General features: G+C 45.4%; 1 protein-coding gene. It reads left to right on the top strand.

Features of this window, described 5'->3' with window-relative positions:
• On the top strand, nucleotides 1-720 hold a 720-nt coding region (locus NOG12_RS13245), incomplete at its 5' end, for a flagellin (protein ID WP_313933514.1).
• Between the last annotated feature and the right edge of the window lie 9 nt (nucleotides 721-729).

Genomic DNA, 729 nt, shown 5'->3' with positions numbered 1-729 from the left:
TTCAACGGTGTAAAAGTATTAAAAGAAGATCAAGCGTTAGCCATTCAAGTTGGTGCAAATGATGGTGAGCAAATCACCGTGAACCTACAAGAGATCAACGCGAACACCCTTGGTTTAGAAAATTTCACTGTTGGTGGTTTATCTGGCCCAATTACTGAAATCACAACTGAAGCTGCGGGGGTAACAACCACTGCAGAAGTTACATACACTTCAACTGATCTTTCAGGCTTTAATGCCACCAGTACCGATGAGCTGGTATTGCGTTCTTATGATAATGCCGGCACCACTGAATATGCCATTCAGGATACCGATGGCAAGCTATATAACGTAACAGCTAGCGTAGATGAAGCGACTGGTGTTGTTGCATTAGGTGCTTTTGATGCAGCTGCTGCAACAGCTGCAGAAGCTGACTATCAAACGGATGTAGATGCGGGACTAACTGCATCAGCAAATCCTTTAGCTGCTCTTGACTCAGCATTGAACACTGTTGATAGCCTTCGCTCTGAGCTAGGTGCTATCCAAAACCGTTTCGAGTCTGCAATCACTAACTTGCAAACCAACGAAACCAACTTGGCTGCTGCACGTTCACGTATCGAAGATGCTGACTACGCTGTAGAAGTTGCGAACATGACTCGTTCACAAATCTTGCAACAGGCTGGTACCTCAGTATTGGCGCAAGCGAACCAAGTACCTCAATCAGTGTTATCACTGTTGGGCTAATCGCTCTGA

The organism is Pseudidiomarina fusca (assembly GCF_032227045.1).
Lineage (GTDB): Bacteria > Pseudomonadota > Gammaproteobacteria > Enterobacterales > Alteromonadaceae > Pseudidiomarina > Pseudidiomarina fusca.
This window is presented reverse-complemented; position numbering and strand designations above follow the sequence as displayed.